The sequence below is a fragment of the Fructilactobacillus sp. X3R5C2 genome (assembly GCF_059901175.1).
This window is the reverse complement of sequence record NZ_JBWXVC010000001.1, coordinates 109,792-125,734: the sequence shown is the minus strand read 5'-3', so window position 1 is coordinate 125,734 and position 15,943 is coordinate 109,792. Positions and strand designations below refer to the sequence as shown.

At 33.6% G+C, this 15,943-nt stretch carries 15 protein-coding genes; 1 reads left to right on the top strand and 14 read right to left on the bottom strand.

Annotated features, from left to right (window positions below; translation table 11 throughout):
• Positions 1–49 precede the first annotated feature (49 nt).
• The 6 genes from AC6UD4_RS00575 to AC6UD4_RS00550 all read right to left on the bottom strand — a co-directional run bounded on the left by AC6UD4_RS00575 (position 50) and on the right by AC6UD4_RS00550 (position 4,997).
• Positions 50–1,885: a putative glycosyltransferase family protein gene (locus AC6UD4_RS00575; protein WP_500693357.1), complete on the bottom strand. Its 1,836-nt coding sequence runs from the start codon at positions 1,883–1,885 to the stop codon at positions 50–52.
• Between the two features lie 107 nt (positions 1,886–1,992).
• The gene (locus tag AC6UD4_RS00570; protein ID WP_500693356.1) at positions 1,993–2,253 is read right to left on the bottom strand and encodes a hypothetical protein; all 261 of its coding nucleotides are present in this window, start codon (positions 2,251–2,253) and stop codon (positions 1,993–1,995) included.
• On the bottom strand, positions 2,253–2,702 hold the full coding sequence (locus AC6UD4_RS00565) for a helix-turn-helix domain-containing protein (protein ID WP_500693355.1): 450 nt from the start codon (positions 2,700–2,702) through the stop codon (positions 2,253–2,255). Before AC6UD4_RS00565 ends, AC6UD4_RS00570 begins: the two co-directional genes overlap by 1 nt.
• Positions 2,703–2,712: 10 nt before the next feature.
• Positions 2,713–3,063: a hypothetical protein gene (locus tag AC6UD4_RS00560; protein WP_500693354.1), complete on the bottom strand. Its 351-nt coding sequence runs from the start codon at positions 3,061–3,063 to the stop codon at positions 2,713–2,715.
• A gap of 204 nt (positions 3,064–3,267) precedes the next feature.
• Positions 3,268–4,467, bottom strand: a complete 1,200-nt coding sequence (locus AC6UD4_RS00555; protein WP_500693353.1) for a hypothetical protein — start codon at positions 4,465–4,467, stop codon at positions 3,268–3,270.
• Positions 4,464–4,997, bottom strand: a complete 534-nt coding sequence (locus tag AC6UD4_RS00550) for a hypothetical protein (protein WP_500693352.1) — start codon at positions 4,995–4,997, stop codon at positions 4,464–4,466. The genes AC6UD4_RS00555 and AC6UD4_RS00550 overlap by 4 nt, the downstream gene beginning before the upstream one ends.
• A 368-nt stretch (positions 4,998–5,365) precedes the next feature.
• Between AC6UD4_RS00550 and AC6UD4_RS00545 the strand changes: the two genes are divergently transcribed.
• On the top strand, positions 5,366–6,496 hold the full coding sequence (locus tag AC6UD4_RS00545; protein ID WP_500693351.1) for a DUF3290 family protein: 1,131 nt from the start codon (positions 5,366–5,368) through the stop codon (positions 6,494–6,496).
• A gap of 37 nt (positions 6,497–6,533) precedes the next feature.
• Here the strand turns inward: AC6UD4_RS00545 and AC6UD4_RS00540 are convergent, their stop codons facing one another.
• From AC6UD4_RS00540 to AC6UD4_RS00505, 8 genes are all read right to left on the bottom strand, one after another.
• The gene (locus AC6UD4_RS00540) at positions 6,534–8,258 is read right to left on the bottom strand and encodes a UvrD-helicase domain-containing protein (RefSeq protein WP_500693350.1); all 1,725 of its coding nucleotides are present in this window, start codon (positions 8,256–8,258) and stop codon (positions 6,534–6,536) included.
• Complete coding sequence (locus AC6UD4_RS00535) at positions 8,251–9,225, bottom strand: ATP-dependent nuclease (protein ID WP_500693607.1); 975 nt, start codon at positions 9,223–9,225, stop codon at positions 8,251–8,253. Before AC6UD4_RS00535 ends, AC6UD4_RS00540 begins: the two co-directional genes overlap by 8 nt.
• Before the next feature lie 140 nt (positions 9,226–9,365).
• Entirely contained in the window at positions 9,366–9,923 is a 558-nt protein-coding gene (locus AC6UD4_RS00530) for a hypothetical protein (protein ID WP_500693349.1), read from the bottom strand.
• A gap of 253 nt (positions 9,924–10,176) precedes the next feature.
• On the bottom strand, positions 10,177–11,223 hold the full coding sequence (locus AC6UD4_RS00525) for an acyltransferase (RefSeq protein WP_500693348.1): 1,047 nt from the start codon (positions 11,221–11,223) through the stop codon (positions 10,177–10,179).
• Between the two features lie 121 nt (positions 11,224–11,344).
• Positions 11,345–12,976: a 6-pyruvoyl-tetrahydropterin synthase-related protein gene (locus AC6UD4_RS00520; protein ID WP_500709622.1), complete on the bottom strand. Its 1,632-nt coding sequence runs from the start codon at positions 12,974–12,976 to the stop codon at positions 11,345–11,347.
• Between the two features lie 215 nt (positions 12,977–13,191).
• On the bottom strand, positions 13,192–13,797 hold the full coding sequence (locus AC6UD4_RS00515) for a nitroreductase family protein (RefSeq protein WP_500693346.1): 606 nt from the start codon (positions 13,795–13,797) through the stop codon (positions 13,192–13,194).
• Between the two features lie 18 nt (positions 13,798–13,815).
• Complete coding sequence (locus tag AC6UD4_RS00510; protein ID WP_500693345.1) at positions 13,816–14,805, bottom strand: NAD(P)-dependent oxidoreductase; 990 nt, start codon at positions 14,803–14,805, stop codon at positions 13,816–13,818.
• A gap of 11 nt (positions 14,806–14,816) precedes the next feature.
• Positions 14,817–15,809: an NAD(P)-dependent oxidoreductase gene (locus AC6UD4_RS00505; RefSeq protein ID WP_500693344.1), complete on the bottom strand. Its 993-nt coding sequence runs from the start codon at positions 15,807–15,809 to the stop codon at positions 14,817–14,819.
• Positions 15,810–15,943 lie beyond the last annotated feature (134 nt).

Here is a 15,943-nt window from a genome sequence, read left to right as displayed (position 1 = left end):
CTAAAAAGGATTGAACCTTTCTCAAGGCTCAATCTTTTTTGTATGTCTATTATTTTTTCAACCAATGATAAATTCCCTTAATCATCACGCATCCGACCGTCACAATCCATGCCAACAGTGATAGAGCAACCACTGCCATGAAATGAGCCGGGTTTTGATATCCAACCGTCATCTGATTTTGACCAGCTTTTTCTTTAACCCTTGCCGCTCCAATATCGGAAACGCGATATTGATTACGACTAAGTTTGGCCCCGTTCAGTTTAACCGTCGAACTATGGTACAAAATTACCGGAACGGTTCGATAATCATTCTTCATCTGACTGGTATCAGTGTTCCACTTAACGGTTAAATCACCATTATGGTTCACTTGTTTTTTAAAGCCATGATTATTCATGACATCCGTATGGTACTGCGATCCAACCGAATTAAAGTTGGGATTACCAGAATCATTTGGCAAGTAGTCCCCGTTTGACTCAGAAACGTCGCGCAATGGCTTATCAAGGTTGCCACTTATAAAGTCTAAGCGAACCTGTTTCACGCTCAAATTTTTCTTAAACGGACTCTTAGCTGGTGGCAGGTACTTGCGTGGTGTCTCCACGTTTGGAAGGGCCCTAATCATATTACGCTTAATCGGAGAACTCTTTGGGTTATGCCAAACATCTACACCATACTGAACGTTTGAATATGCAAACCAGAGGGCAACAACCGCCATGACGGATACCACGATCCCGATGAAAATTTTCATGTAATTATAGCGAATATCACCGTGCGATGCACTGATTTTTTCGTACCAGTCACTACTAATCTGACTGATAGATATGAAGAAACCCACCATCAGCAAAATTGCCGCGTACGGAAAGAAACGGTATGGGAACTGGATAAAGTTCTGCATGTAGGTCCACTTCTCACCCATCGCGTTCCAAGGTAGAATTGCCGATGATACTAGGAGAAACAAGCCACCCACAATCGTGACCACGATGTTAGTCAGATTCTTCTTTTTGGCAATAATCATGTAACCCAGTTGGAAGACACAAATTAGAGTCAGCACGATTCCAACTTCATTGGGTAAATTATTATAAAAATTAAAATTAGCCGAATACGTACTCATGTCCTCCATCATAAACGGTGGCATGAGCTCGTTTTTCCCGAAAATGTTCAAGAAGCCCACGAAGTAGTTTCCAGCCAAAATCAACGTTAAGAGCACGTTCAACGCAATCTTGCCTAGATACTGCCACTTAGCTCGGGAACGCCAAAGACCAACGACCGCAAATAGGACTAGCATAATGACCGTGAACAAGGCACTCAGGATGTGCATCTCAAGTAAAATCGCAACGACTAACGCTAATGTCACGTGGATCTTCTTCGGTGAACCGTCCATTAAATCAAGAGCCACCATCACCGCAAACGGCAGGATCGCTGCGCCCCAAGCTAGGAACTGGGCATCAGTCTGCCAACCAGTAATGAAATTTTGCGATAAATAAATAATGGCGCCGGCTGTGGCAAAAAAAAGATTGACCTTGACTCGGCGAAGCAAGCCGTACGAACCCAATCCAGCGATGACATACAGGACAAAACTCGTTACCAGCTGGAAGCTAAACCAACTCTTAGTCGTTAGCAAAACTACACCCAAAATAAATGCCATGTAAGGTCCATAGACCGCGTTGACGATTCGCCCGGTCTGATTGAAGCCATAGTTAGTCATGAAATAATTGAAGTTGCCGGTCTGAAGCTGTCTTTCAACGTCATAAATGCGATTAAAATGAAAGAGCGAGTCGTTTCCTAGTAGGATACTGTGTGAAAAGTACTGAAGCGCAACTAAGAAAAGGGCCGCTAACAAAATTAAAAGAACCGCTAACGTCGTTTTAGCATATTTATTTTTCTTCATGATTTCCTCTTATAAATAATTGTGATTAACTTCTTAATTATCATCAATTATACACTAATTAATTGCCACAAAAAAAGACGGTTACCTATCGTACCGCCATTATCTCGCTATTTTTGATCAGAATTCTGTTGATTGGCTTCCTTTTGAAGTTTCTTCTTCTGGTGAATGTAAACTAGCGCCATTACACAGACGATAAACGTCGTAAAGACCACTAGTAATGCCAATAAAATCGTCCAGATCGAGGTTGGCTTGGTTAAAAAGTAAACCACGATAAAAATCACAACTAGCGGCGTTAAGCCCCAGTTGGCAAAGTTATGCAGATTCTTAATCTTTTTGTTTAATGCTTCCTCTTTACTTTTTGACTCCATTAAAAAGACTCCTTTAGTTTCCCCGTTTTGGTAGCAAAATCGTGATGATCAGTCGTCCACGTGTTAAAAATTGCTGAATTTTGGGCCGCTTTAAATAAATTATCCTGTTGTTTCGTTTGAACTATTTTATCATTTTCAATCCGATTAAGCATGCTTGAACTTATCCCAAGAATTTTAGCAAATTTTCGAACCGTACAACCATATCGTCTACGAACTTTTTTCACTTCGATTGGCGACATAAACCCCTTTATTTCACGATATTTATTAAAGGCGACACGCAAATTTTCTTCAGGATCATTAAAATCAACCCAAAGTTCACCCTCTGAATCCTTTAAATAATGCATTCTTAAAGTAATCGACTCATCTTTAACTTTGATTGTTTCAGTAGGAAAAACATCTTGATAAACGTCATATTTATCTAATTCTTCATTAAAAAGCTTACGTGTCATATAATTCACCTCATTTAAAATGATAATTTATTTTATGTTCAGCAATATGAATTGAAATCCAGCAAATTATCCCGGTATCCTTTATCTGATATTTAAGATATAATTCTTTACCACTAATTTTTAATCCAAATTTCCAAATTTGTCCAGGGACTGGAGGAACGTGATTATCTATTTCAGGACCGGATACATAATCCTCAACTGATAAATTATTAAAAATAAAGTCAAAAACAACTTCTGAAGACATTCCTAACTTTATTAAAGTAAGCATATTTTTTCTACGCTTGCTAATTTTCCACTTTCTTCTTTGTTCTTTTATATTTCTTACCGCCAAACAAACCTCATGTTTATTAATAAATGTCAAAAATCAAACCACCTATAGTAGTTCAATTTAATTATAGCATATGTGTTTCTCTCAAAAAACATAACCATCAATTAAAAGACTACGCATTTTTATGAAATACGTAGAAAAATAGAATAAATGTGTTTTGCATTAAATTTACTCACAAAAAAAGCGCTTTGTAACTACTAGATTCACCCTAGTAATTACAAAGCACTTCAATAAACTTTATATGGCACTCTTCAAAAGGTTCTCACTAGCACCACGTTGACTGATTAGTTCCATGATCTGACCAGCGATCATAAACAAGGCGACGTTATTAGCATAAAACATGTGGTCGGTAAAGACCCCTTCGATTAGTGTAATGATAATAATCAAGGCTAAATATGAGGCCACCGCACTGTCTTTCGACAATAAACGAACAAGTCCAATGGTAATTAAAACCATCAATATTACAAACACAATGTAGCCATCCATAAACAGCACCCGTGAAAAACTGGAATCAATGTAAAAGTAATGTAAGACATCACTCACCTTACCGCCATTTCCACGCTGCTTAATGTATTGACCAAACATGCCTGGCATGTACTTTAAATAGGCTTCATGCACCAGAGCCAACCGGTTACTAAACAGCTTATTTAAAGTTAACCAAAGACTATCATTTTTATAAAAAATCATTGATATGATGGTCCAGAAGGCAATCAAGAGCGGTGTCAGTTCCGCCAGTATCTTCGTGTATCGATTTCTTAAATTAATGGAAAAACATGAAAGGATGATAACAATCACGATCGCGATGTTAAGCAACAGATCGGTTCTGGAATCAGTAATCAAGTAAATGGCAATCGTTCCAACTGCCATTATTAATGCACCAATCAGCTTGTTCTTAAACGATATTTTATTAATCAATAAATAACTCGCTAACGCAACGTTTAAGAAAAAGACCGCTGAGGACAATAATAATGGGTAAACGAATCCTAAACTATTGCGAATTAATCCGTTTCGTGGGAATTGCAGGTTTGGCAAAATACCAAATGCGGAAAATAAAATAACTACCCCAATCACACAGATCGTAACAATTATTTCCGTTTTAATAATCCGTTTAATCGGAACGTCCTTCATACCAACAAGAAACACCATCGTATATAACAAACTTTGGTCTCTGGCAAAATGACCATTTATGAATATGAAGGTAATTAGGACGAAAATTCCCACCAAATAAATCGGCTTTAAGTTATCAAAGAAAAAAATCTTAAAAAACACATAGACAAACGCCAACAGGAGCACTAAATGTAACACGTGTCCAATGACTGGATGCATTTTAATGATCATCGTGGTCCCAACTAATGCATCGAGGATTCCGATTACCAGAGCACACAGATACAAAGAAGATTCATGTTTTTTTAAAAAATAAATTGAATCTTTTATCATTTTTCGGTTACAACTCCATTTACGTAATTCTCATTTAATAATTTCAACTGTTTATTAGCAGAATCGTCATTAGGCACAAAATCCTTATGGTTTTTATACTTAAAGTCGTATTTACATGACCTTAACGTTACTTTACTGCCCACCGTTGCATTACTAATCACTGGTTGCGTAATTATCGTCCCACTGAAGGGATGAATTGGCGGTTGAACGTCCATGCTAACGGGTTTATCAAGCATCGAGACATAGACGGTCTGATTTTTACGTTTACCGTTAACCTTAATCTCATACAAGTAATTATCATCAGATTGATTAATGTTGGTGATCGTACCAGTCTCATCAAAGTTAACTTGATTCGTCCTTTCAATCTCATTCGGGTCCACCGCTCTAGCCTTAACGTACTTAGAGCCAACAAAAAAGATTCCGATGAAGACGATCCCAATACAAACCAGCCATACACCTGTTTTTTTATGATTTGGTTTGATGCCATGGCTATTGCTTGCCTTGTCTTGATAGTAACTATTTCTGATCAAAACATATCCAAGGACTAAAATAACAAACGCTACCAGTAATATTAATAATACAAATAGTTTGCTAGATAGTAGCTCAGAGGCTTTGTATATAACCCATTGCGTATTTGAATATTTGATAATACCACTCCTACTTATAAATGATAATACGATTAATGTATATATTATTTTTAATTAATAGATACGTTAATAATACAGATATTATAGCACAAACCATTGTATCACTTTCATAAGCTTTAGATTAATACCATTTTCACGTCCTGCCAGACAATAAAATAAACAAAAAGTTAATTTCTTGCTAAATATAAAACACAAACCGCCTGAATTGAGTATAATTGTTACATAACTAATACAGAACTGGAGTGAGAGTTGTGAAGCTTTATTCATATTCATTTATTTCCCACAATTTCAATTTTACCAACTACATCTTTATTGGTTTAATCATTGTGATTGCGTTGGTCATCATTGGAACTGGGATCTTCTATTATCGAAATAGAAGTAATCTAAGATTTCGAAGCCTATTCATCCTAGTTACGATGTTAGGGGCACTGATTATCGCGATGCAGACGGGCCGAGTCTTTCAGCAAAAAAACGCTGATAGTCAAACTACTCAGACCGTCCAAATCATGAAAAACATCAGTAAACAGAAAAAAGTTCCGCTAAACCAGATGTATGCTAGTAGCAATAATCTGGTTGATGGAATGACGATTCAAGCGGGAAAAGACGCCTACGTGGTTCACTTCAATACTGACATGACCAACTACACTGTCACCCCAACTAAACTAGTATCTAAACCCAAGCATATCAACAAGGGTGGCTTCACGTGGAGTAGTAGTGACTCTCAATATTGGACCATCTTCTTGAAGTTCCTGATTGGATTCATCATGATTGTCTTACAGATTAACCTTTCTGGTAAAGGTAACCTGGCTCCATCAAATGCCGTCGACCAACTACAAAACTATATTCTTGGTGGAATTATTGGTGGTGTTATTTACAACCAAGACATCACTCCAATTCAATTTGTCATCATTCTGTTAATTTGGTCTGTTATCGTCTTTGCAAGTAAGTTCTTAACCGGAACGAGTAATACGCTGAACAAGCTGATTAACGGAAGTCCGCAGATACTGATTTTAAATGGTGTCGTAAACGTCAACCGTGCATTGCGGAACGGTTTAACTGCTAATCAGCTTGCTTTCAAGCTCAGAACTCATGGGGTTAACGACTTCAAGGACGTTAAGAACGCCACTCTTGAAGAAAACGGTCAATTGACCGTGACGTTAAACGATGAACCTACTATGAACTACCCCATTATCACCGATGGTCAATTAAACGAAAACGTTGCTAAACGTCGTAACTTAAATGACAATCAAGTTGAACAAATGTGTGAAAAACAGGGATGCACCATTCAGGATGTCTACTTAGGTCAGTTTGGATCTAAGGGTGATTTAGACCTTGTGTTGTATCCAAGAAAGAGAAAAAGTTTGAAGAAAACGAATAGATAGTAAATAAATAAGCCCAATCCAAATGGATTGGGCTTATTTATTTACTATCTAGCTTAACAGGGTTTAGCTTGATAAATCGAAGATTAGCAAGACAACTAATTTTCGCACTTTTGGGTGACTCAAAAAAATAGTGACGATCACTATAAGAGACATAAAAATGTTTTTTTGCTCTAGTAAGAGCAACATAAAATAATTTTAATATATCTTTTTTTGCTCTTCCGTCTTCAACACTTGATCCATGATTTTCTTTTATACTTTTTATGTCACCATAATTTGGGAATTCATTGTCTTCAAAATTAGCTAAAATAACATAATCCCACTCTAGTCCCTTAGCTCCATGTATTGTCGAAATAGTAACTCTTTTTTTAACATAAGATATACTTTGTCTCAAATTTTTAGATCCTAAAACATCAAATATATAATCATTTAAGTTACTTCTATGGACTCGATGAATGGCATCATATAAAAAATATTTTAGCAATATAACAAAAGACTTATGATATTGACACTCTTTAAATTCTTCATCAATACTTTTAACGAAATTATCTATCTGTTTTTGTAAAATAGGATTTTTATCAAATTTTATTTTGTATTTGTTTAAAACGAAATTTTGAAACTCAATAAACGTTTTATCTGTATCTTTAAACAATGCATTAAATAAATCTTCAGAAGCTATCATTTTTTCAAGAGTTTTATATAATTTTTTTGTGGTTTTTGAATTTTGTCTAACTAAAATACCAAAATTTGCAGTCGAATTTTTTCTCAAAACTGATTTAATAAGACAAACAATTTTTTTACACTCTTCATTTATTGTTTTTCCATGAATAACTTTTAAATCGGCATCAATTAAACTATTATCATTGATATTTAAACTTTTACCAACTTTTCTTAAATCTGAATCTAAATTTTTAAGATTATCATTATTTTGAAACCGATAATTGGTTTTAAGTGAAATTCTAGTTAATTTTTTAGAAAACAAATTATCGTTATCCATTATGTTTTTAAGCGAACCATTAAAACTAAAAATTTGTTGCATTGGATCACCAAAAGCAACAAGTCTGGTATGGGAACCAAATAATTGTCTAATTATTATAATACAAAGCATATTTGTATCTTGAAATTCATCTATGCAAATAGCACTAAAATAATTTTGATAAAATAACTTAATCTGTGGTTTCTTCTTAAATAATTCAATCACTAAAGAAATGATCGCATTATAAGGTATTTGATTATTATTTAAAAAATGATTAACAACTATCTTATTAAAAGAAATAATACTATTATAAATATCCTCTTTTATATATTCTTGATCGTTTAACTGCTTTTTTAATCCAATACATATTTTCTTGTCGTCATCATTAAGTTTACTAAGTGTTTTATTATCTAAATTCACATATTTAAAATTATCCAAATTTTTAAAATCTACATTATATCCTAAGTAATGCCCATAACTTTTAAGAACTTTACGGCTAAAACCATGAAAATTTGTTGTTTCCACTAAAGATGTTTTATATCTATCATGAATGTCATTATTTAAAATCATTTGAAATATACTATCTTTCATATGATACGCAGCAGTGACTGTATAAGATATGCATAATATTTTTTTTGGATAATTAATTTCACCATTGGAAATCCAGTTAGCTATCATTCCTGACATAACATGAGTCTTGCCAAAACCAGCAGGTCCAGTAATGATCATACTATCATCAGAATTAATAACCCTTAACTGTTGTTCATCAAAAGATCCATCTTTATTCATTCTTATCAACCACACTTAAAATTAATTTTTTATAAGAAGAAGGAACATAACTTAGATTGCGTGCTATAATTTCACCACTAAAAATTGATTTGGCTTTCATTACCTCATTTGAAAGCATACTTTCTTTGATTCTATTGTGTATATCCTTACTTTTATCTTCATCCCAATTTAAAATACATTTCTTAATAAATTCAAAAATACTACTTGCGGTATTTTTTCCTTTTAAATCTTTAATATTATGTAAATTATCTTTTTGTTCAACAGTAAGGAAAGGTTCCCAAATTTTCCCATCATATTTGTGATTAGTCAAAGTGTTATTAAGATCTAATAAATATTCATTAATATTATCAAGACTCATTGCATTAAAACACTCATTTTCAAAATCAACATCATCAGTTTGGATTATCCCCTTATACCTATCATTCTTATGACTATTTTTGTCTTTATCTATAATTGCAGAACAATTAATATGAAATTTTTCAAAAACCCGCCTTAGAGATTTTACATTATCATATCCTTCACACCTTACAATATTAATATTTTTATTAATTAACGAGATATCCAAATTTTCCGCAAAAACAGGAATTGCTCTTTCTTCAGTTTGCCCTTCTACAAGAATAATTCCATCTGCAAACATCGCATTAAGAATATTCTGAAGTTGCATTTTTACATGTTTTTCCAATCTATTGTTAAAATTAATTTCATTCCCAGATGAAACGTTAACTTTACCAGTTGGGGTAGTATAGTATCTACAAATTTTAGTATAATCATCTGACAATATGTTAGGAGAATGGGTTACAACAAAAAACTGTCCCACAATTTTATCTATTTCAAACAAACTTTTTAATAACTTGTTGAAAGATTGATCTTCACCACTTAATAATTTATTTACTTCTTTCATAAGTTTTAATTGCAAATTTGGATGTAAATGGGTTTCTGGTTCATCCAAACAAAAGATAACATTTATAATATTGTTGTCATTGTCTGAACTTTTAACTACATGTTTTTTCCATGTTGTTGGATACTTGTACCACTGAATAAGTTGATCAATTATTTTAAGCGGAATAAGACTACTAAACTGTAAACCATATCCTAAATTAGCAAAGTCTAAGAATCATTTGAAAATTCTGTGTCAGAACTATTATCATCTTTTTTTAAACTAAGAGCATTTAGCAAAAGTTTTACATAATCATCATCAAATCCAACTTTAATATTATTAGTTCTAAAATTTTCAATATTACCAAGTTCACTATTGATATCATTAATAATTTTTCTATTATTATCGGGCATTAATTCTTTTACATTATTACCATTAGACATTTTTTTAACTAAGAATGGAATCAATTTATATGGGCCATTGTTTCTAGTAAGATCATTTTCTTGTATTGGTTTTACACTAGAAGAATATTCAATAAAATTTGATGCTTTTATTTGAGATGTAGAAATGGAATTAGTTAATTCATCTTCATTATCATCATTAACAATCTCAATCTGTTCTTCGGGACTATCTTGTTTAAACTTAAGAACAATTTCGTTATATTTATCCCCTCGCATATTTTTATCAAAAATCCCAATCTCTTCATCTTCTAGACTCAATGTTAATTTAATAATAATTGCATCAGATAAATCAGAAAAATCATCCTCAGAAAAATTCTTTCCATTCAAAATCTTAGATAAAAGATCTAGTGTACTCGTTTTGCCAATATTGTTTTTTCCCTACTAAATAGTTGCCTTCTTTATTAAAACTAATACTAATACTATCTAGATTCCTAAAATTATGTATATCTAGTTTCGTGACTCTCATAATTATCTCCCTCCCATAAGTTATAAATATCAATAATACCTTATCACAAAAAAGCATATTGTGAAAAAAGTAATATTATTTTTTCACAATATGCTTTTATTTTTATGATTTAACTTATGGCAAAATCTCTTTTACAAATGGAACTTTCTTAATCACATAAACCACTAATCCACAAACTACATAAGTAAACAATGGCATAACCAAAATATCAATCCAACTATTGAAAGCCGTATGTGTAATGTGCATAAACAGTTTTAAGAAAAATGGATGTAAAATGTAAATGCCTAAACTAACTGAAGCCATATTAGCTAACAATCTCTGAACTTTAGGTTTTACAAATATCGTATGCAATTCAACAAAATCTTTAATCCAAAGATATAAACCAATAACATACAAAAATAGCAAGGGACTACCATATTCTTTAAGATTATTAAGCCAATCAGGCAATCCTTTAAAAGTAAACAACGCAATGATAATAGAGATAATTAACGCAGCAAAGGCTATCCATTTGGTGATCTTTAGCCACTTTTCATCGAAGTATCCTACCATAATCAAATAACCCATAATAAAGAATCCAACATAACTAGTAGAAGTAATTGGTAAAATATAAGGCGATAGGTCAATATGGAATAAATTATTGTTCACGTATAAAATTAAGGAATTAATTAAGAAATCCAATACTACAATATAAAACAAAACATTCTTATGGCTTTTGGCAAGAACTGACAATATTGGAGTGACTAAATAAAGAGCAATGACACAATAAAAGAACCAAAAGGTTCCATTAATATTTCCTGAAAGAAAACTGGCAAAAAAATCACCAATACTAGGGTTGTGATGGACAAAGTTAACATCTGGAAGGGGATTTTTTACAACAATATCTACAAGGTAGTAAATAATACTCCAGACAACCAAGGGTACTACTACCCTAAAAAATCTTTTCTTAAAAAATATCCTTGTATCATACTTTTCTCGATACCCAATTAAAGTTGTTCCTGAATTCATTAAAAACAGAAATACTGCAGGTGCAACGATTGCTCTAACAACTGAATCAAAAACTCCTAAAGCACTATTAGTTGAATCCCACGATGAATGAATAAACAAAACAAATATAATAGCAATGATGTTGATTACATCAATATAAGTTAATCTTTTTTTCATATTTTCTCCTAAATTATGTAATATTGAACACAAATACAATGATATCAAACTTTTAACTAACAAAAAACACTATTTACGCATATTAAAAACGTGGAAGAATGGTTTCTCCACGTTTTTAACTCTATTTAGCTACACTTTTATATTTTAATTGTCTACTAATCACACACTTACAAAGAATCCAAACTATTAATAAAATCCAACTAAGAAGACTGATCCATAAAGTAATAATTTGTGTAATAGTTTTTTTGTAAACGATATTAATATCGTTTATTCCTCTTCGGACAGGGATGTTAATAGCTTTGTTTTTATCAATTTTAATCGGTACTTCTATATTATTTACATAAGCATGAAATCCAGGATAATAGATATTAGGCATTGTAATACTTTGATAATTCTTTTGAGATTCTAATTTGTAATAGATTTTGTTATATGAAGTGCTCCACTGAATTTGTTGAATTTTTTTAGTGTCTTTATTCAAACTTTTAACAGAATGATCTAATAATGATGATTCAATTGGATTTGTAGTTTGGGGCAAATAATCAAAAACCTGACTATTAGTCATAACCTTAAATCCATTATCATTTTTGGAAATATAATAACCAACAACACTCGCTGGATTCGTCTTTACGTATTCATTAGAAGCAAAAGAAATACACAAACTAAATAACGTTAAACCACCAATGAAAATGACTTTTTTATTAGTATTAAATTTTCTACATAGAATTAACACACATTGGCCTGAAATTAATCCAATCAAAACTGTAACTAGTAGAAGCAACCTATATGGAACTTGTATAAACTTAAGTTCGTTTTGAACAAGTTGCCAAGGAAAAAAATTAGATACCATCAATAGAAAAATTATTGCTTCAAAACTCATATATTTATAAAATATCGATAATCTTTTCCACACAAAGATTGATAAGATTATAATTAGAATTCCAATAATTCCAATTCCAACTCCGAGTCCTGGACCTTGATCAGGCAAAAAATTAAAAATCATATTTTGAATAGGCATAGCATTAGCATACAAAGTTGCAGTTCCTATATTCATTTTCCCTGTAAATTTATAATCTTGAATAAATGGAATCAGAAATACACATGATAAAAGAATCGCAACAATGCCCGAAAGAACAGTAAATAATAATCTTTTAAGTTTGATTTTATTACTATCATGAATAAAAAGTAATAAACCTAGACTAAATAAAACCATTATTGAAGCCAAAAAAGTAGACAATACATGAGTTAGCATTATTAATGCCATTCCAATAGATAGAATCCACCACTTGTGATAATCTTTTACCAATAATTCATATAACCCATAAACAACAATTGGCAAGAAAATAAAGACAATACTTTCAGCTAAATCGCCTTGATAAAACATCACATGAATTTTATATTGAAAAAATCCATATACTAGTGCAGAAACCATACCAGCAAATTTTGATTTAGCAATTTTAGCAGAACATAAGTACATAGAAATAAAAATACCAAAATTGACTATCATGAGAAAGATATAATAAGCAAAGTAACCGTTTTTGATAATCACATGAATAATAGCTTCTGGAGTAACCATGAAAATTGGATAAAATAAATTCTGCGGATATCCAATTTTTCCAAAAGTCTTAGTCATAATATCTGGGAATATACCAAAAAAATTCCCTGATTTTAAGTTTAAATAACTTTCCTGTAAACGTGAAACATGGAAAGGCCCATCAACATTTGTTATTATGCCTGCGCCATGGAAATATGGCAATACAATTAAAACACTAAGTAGTGCAAATAATAAAATTATAAATAGGTTTGAATGTTTCTTGACGATGTTTTTACATTTTGTGATAACAGCACCTCATGGTCAATAAATATTAAATACATATATAATCATATCAGAACTTTTAAAAAATAAGAAATTTAATTTTACATACAAAAAGAGCGTGATGATTTTATCTCCACGCTCTTTTACGTATTATTCTATTTAAGTACTCTAAATCGCTTGCTATCATCCATGAAATCCTTTTCGCTAGCTGGAGTGTTGATTGAACCGAAGTTCATCTCAGCCCGTAATTGCCAATGATCCGGAATATCAAACGTTGAAGCCACCTGCGCATTAATCAATGGGTCATAATGTTGAATGTTAACACCTAAGCCATTTTCTTCAAGGCCGGTCCAAACGGCAAACTGAGCGTTTCCTTGTCCTTCTTCAGACCAGTTGTACATCTCGTATTGATAGGTCTTAAATTGACCTTGCAATTCTTTGACCTTGTCCATATCAGTGAAAAACAAGATTGATGCATAGGCATCCCTAAAAGTTGAGATTTTTGCCTTGGTGCGAAGGAATCCGTCTGCTGGCACCTTTTCTCTAAGGGCATCTTCAACGATATCCCACAACTTATCATGATTTTCGTTAAAAAGTACCACAGCTCGAACTGTCTGCCCGTTGAAGGCACTTGGTGTGTATTTGATTAATTCCTTGATATAAGTATATAGATCGTCTTGTGAGAAAGGCACATCCTTACCCAAGTCATAGATGGTCCGACGATTCTTCTCAAGATCTAAGAATTGTTTCTTTAATTCCATGTTCCAAAACTTCTTTCGTCAAATTTGATTCTTGGTCTTCCCCGTTGTCATTGCTTCGTGGAAGTTATCATAACTAACCTTAATCATGTCAACCGTGGCTGGCTTAGTCAGATAACCCATGTGCGGAGTAATAATAACATTTGGATAACGCTTCATCAATTCTAACACGTCTTTGTTTGGAAGATCATCTAATGAGTTGAATTCGTTACCGTCAATCTGATTCTCATCAATAATCACGTCAGCAGCGTAACCACCAATGTTACTACCCGACAATGCAATCGTAACGGCCTTGGTATCTACCAGTTCACCACGCGCCGTGTTAACTAAAATAGCGTTCCGTTTCATCTTGGCTAATTCTGGAGCCCCAATCATTTCATCATTTTCACCCGGTACATAAGGAACATGAAGTGAAACAATGTCCGACTTCTTTAACAATTCGTCTTCGTCAACGAAAGTCACATCTGGATTGTCATTTGGATGACGTTGATAGCCAAGCACATTGGCACCAAGATTGTGGTATAACTTGGCCTCCGCACTACCCATGTGACCAACTCCAATAATTCCAACGGTTGCATCATGAATTTCATTACTAAAATACGTTGGCAGGACCCGAAAGTCAGCGTTATTTGTATTTACCGTTGCCTGGGAAACGTGTCTGAATAGGTCCATTCCCATCGTGAGTGCTAATTCGGCAACGGAGTATGGTGAATAACTGGGAACGTTAGCAACCATGATCCCGTCTGCTTCAGCAGCATCTAGGTCAATATTGTTGTACCCAACAAAACGGGTAAACAGATACTTAATTCCCATATCCTTGACCTTATCCAAGACATCTTTATCAGCGATACAAGAACCGTCAATCAGGATGGCATCCGTGCCCATTGCCTCGTCAACCGTATCAATCTTCAATGGTTTTTCAACCAAATTTAAATCAAAGTCATATGAATTTAAATCCACAAAGTATTCTTTTTCAAATGGCCTTACATCATAAGCAGTAATCTTTGCCATTATATCTCTCCTTAGTTTAATGGATGAAGTGGTTTCCCGGTCTCAATCACTTTTTGAAAGTTATCAAAACTGATCCGAACCATGTCCTTATTGGCTTCCTCAGTGAACGAACCCATGTGTGGCGTGACGATCACATTGGGATAGTTCTTCATTAGCTTCTTGTCTTCAGCATTAGGAACATCATCCAAACTATTGAATTCTTTACCCATAATTTGACCTTCATCTAGTAGGACATCGGTTCCATAGCCACCAATTTCAAAGTTTTCAACGGCGTCAGCAACGGCGTTGTTATCAACCACGCCGCCTCGAGCTGTATTGACCAGGATGGCATCGTTCTTCATCTGATCAAGTTCGGTCTTGCCAATTAATTTCTCCGTACCAGAAGTGAGTGGTACGTGAATGGAAACAATATCCGATTTTGTAAGTAACTCATCCATGTCAACAAACTTAACGGAATGATTATCAGGATCAGCGTGACGTTGATATGCTAAAACGTTCGCTCCAACCGCATCATACATCTGAGCCTCAGCCGTTCCGATTCTGCCTGCTCCAATGATTCCAACCGTTGAATCGTGAATCTCACGACTAAAGTACAGTGGTAAGATACGAAAATCAGCGTCATGCGTGTTGGCGGTTGCTTGAGCAACATGTCTAAAGAGGGTCATTCCAAGGGTAAACGCCAATCCTGCTACCGAATGTGGTGAATAGTCGGGCACGTTAGCAACTTTAATGCCTTTTTCGGTTGCCCGCTTAATGTCAATGTTATTAACTCCAACCGAACGAGTAAATAAGTACTCAACGCCATAATCGGCTAAGTGGTCAACGATTGTCCCGTCAGCGTCACACATCCCGTCGATCAAAACCCCGTTTGATCCCTGAGCCTGGCTTACATTGGCCATCGTTAACTTTTCATTAACAAACTTTAAGTCGAATTCTGTTTGATTATAATCTTCAAAGTATTGCTTCTGCATTTCATCAGCATGGTATATTGTTATTTTAAACATTAAACTATCTCCTTATCTTAACAACCCAATTATGAATTAAATCGTGGTTAAAATGCAATTCTTTTCTCTTATTAAATGCTAAAATGTTCATAACCAATCAGAGGAGAATAGTATGGCAAACAAATTTAATAACT

Coding starts and splice junctions, on each gene's coding strand:
- AC6UD4_RS00510 (WP_500693345.1), bottom strand. CDS start 14,805: ATGGCAAAGATTACTGCTTATGATGTAAGGCCATTTGAAAAAGAATAC.
- AC6UD4_RS00515 (WP_500693346.1), bottom strand. CDS start 13,797: ATGGAATTAAAGAAACAATTCTTAGATCTTGAGAAGAATCGTCGGACC.
- AC6UD4_RS00555 (WP_500693353.1), bottom strand. CDS start 4,467: ATGATAAAAGATTCAATTTATTTTTTAAAAAAACATGAATCTTCTTTG.
- AC6UD4_RS00525 (WP_500693348.1), bottom strand. CDS start 11,223: ATGAAAAAAAGATTAACTTATATTGATGTAATCAACATCATTGCTATT.
- AC6UD4_RS00565 (WP_500693355.1), bottom strand. CDS start 2,702: ATGACACGTAAGCTTTTTAATGAAGAATTAGATAAATATGACGTTTAT.
- AC6UD4_RS00540 (WP_500693350.1), bottom strand. CDS start 8,258: ATGAATAAAGATGGATCTTTTGATGAACAACAGTTAAGGGTTATTAAT.
- AC6UD4_RS00570 (WP_500693356.1), bottom strand. CDS start 2,253: ATGGAGTCAAAAAGTAAAGAGGAAGCATTAAACAAAAAGATTAAGAAT.
- AC6UD4_RS00575 (WP_500693357.1), bottom strand. CDS start 1,885: ATGAAGAAAAATAAATATGCTAAAACGACGTTAGCGGTTCTTTTAATT.
- AC6UD4_RS00505 (WP_500693344.1), bottom strand. CDS start 15,809: ATGTTTAAAATAACAATATACCATGCTGATGAAATGCAGAAGCAATAC.